The organism is Allobosea sp. P1_A7 (assembly GCF_056406775.1).
Map to the genome: position 1 here is coordinate 1 of NZ_JBFTZN010000539.1, position 1639 is coordinate 1639.

At 62.1% G+C, this 1639-nt stretch carries 3 protein-coding genes; all 3 read left to right on the forward strand.

Translation table 11 applies throughout. The annotated features are described in order from the left end of the window. Window positions 1-876: molybdopterin dinucleotide binding domain-containing protein (locus AC1D34_RS37400; protein WP_476827008.1), on the forward strand; the 876-nt coding region annotated here is incomplete at its 5' end. After that, the gene (locus tag AC1D34_RS37405) at window positions 849-1349 is read left to right on the forward strand and encodes a nitrate reductase cytochrome c-type subunit (protein WP_441509143.1); all 501 of its coding nucleotides are present in this window, start codon (window positions 849-851) and stop codon (window positions 1347-1349) included. The genes AC1D34_RS37400 and AC1D34_RS37405, both read left to right, overlap by 28 nt. Before the next feature lie 12 nt (window positions 1350-1361). Continuing rightward, a partial coding sequence (locus AC1D34_RS37410) for a NapC/NirT family cytochrome c (RefSeq protein ID WP_476827009.1) occupies window positions 1362-1639 on the forward strand: 278 nt, incomplete at its 3' end.

A 1639-nucleotide genomic window follows, 5' to 3' on the forward strand; every position in this document is an offset into this window, starting at 1 on the left:
GCCGAGCGCCGCACCCATGTCTGGCACCAGCTGGTCAAGGCTCCGGGCGACGCCCGCTCCGACCTCTGGCAGCTGATGGAGTTCTCGAAGCGCTTCACCACCGACGAGGTCTGGCCGGCCGAGCTGCTGAGCGCAAATCCGAACTATCGCGGAAAGACCCTGTTCGACGTGCTGTTCCGCAACGGCCATGTCGACAGCTTCGCCACAACCGAGATTAACCCGGCCTATGACAATTTCGAGGCCAGGGATTTCGGCTTCTATGTCCAGAAAGGGCTGTTCGAGGAATATGCCACGTTCGGCCGTGGGCACGGCCACGATCTTGCGCCCTACGACACCTATCACGAGGTGCGCGGCCTGCGCTGGCCGGTGGTCAACGGCAAGGAGACGCTCTGGCGCTACCGCGAGGGTCTCGATCCCTATGTCAAACCGGGAAAGGGCTTCGAGTTCTACGGCAATCCGGATGGTAGGGCGAAGATTATTGCCGCGCCCTACGAACCGCCGGCGGAATCACCGGACAATGAGTACGATCTTTGGCTGGTGACCGGACGCGTGCTCGAACACTGGCATTCAGGCTCGATGACGATGCGCGTGCCGGAGCTCTTCAAGGCTTTTCCCGGCGCGCGCTGCTTCATGCACCCGGACGATGCCCGCRAGCGCGGGCTCAACCAGGGGGCAGAGATCCGGTTGATCTCCCGCCGTGGTGAGATGCAGACCCGGGTCGAGACGCGCGGGCGCAATCGCATGCCCCAGGGCGTCGTCTTCGTTCCCTGGTTCGACGCCAGCCAGCTCATCAACAAGACCACTCTCGACGCGACGGATCCCATCTCCAAACAGACGGATTTCAAGAAATGCGCGGTCAAGATCGTAGCGGTCTGAGCCTGATGCGCTCCTGGACCGTCCTCGGGGCTGCGCTGGCAGCACTTATCGTCCTCACCATTGGCGCCTCCTCCCAGGATGGGGGGCCAATCAGAATCATCCCGCGCCTAACGGGTGCTACCCCACTGCTATCTATCCATCCCATTCCACCGCTCGACCGCCCGATCGTCGACGACGTCAGGCGCATGCGGAACTACCCGGAACAGCCGCCGATCATTCCGCATTCGATCGACGGCTATCAACTGACGCTGAACACCAACCGCTGCATGGATTGCCACAAGCGGGAGTTCACCGAGGGCTCCGGCGCCCCGATGATCAGCGTCACCCATTTCCAGGACCGGGACGGACAGGTGCTCTCGGACGTGACGCCACGGCGCTATTTCTGCACCGCCTGCCATGTTCAGCAAACCGACGCCCGCACGTTGGTGCCGAACCAGTTTCAGGATGCGAATACGATTGGCCGGAAACGGTAACGGGGCGCCKACATGGGTAAGCTGAAGACGGTGTTCCTTCGCCTCTGGGACCGGGTCGTCTGGTTCTGGCGGATCATCAGCCGACCAAGCACCTATCTCTCCCTGGGTTTCCTGACGCTCGGCGGCTTCATCTGCGGCGTCATCTTCTGGGGCGGTTTCAACACGGCGCTGGAGGTCACCAACACCGAGAAATTCTGCACCTCCTGTCACGAGATGCGCGACAACGTCTATCAGGAGCTGACCCAGACGGTTCATTTCTCGAACCGTTCGGGCGTGCGGGCCAGTTGCCC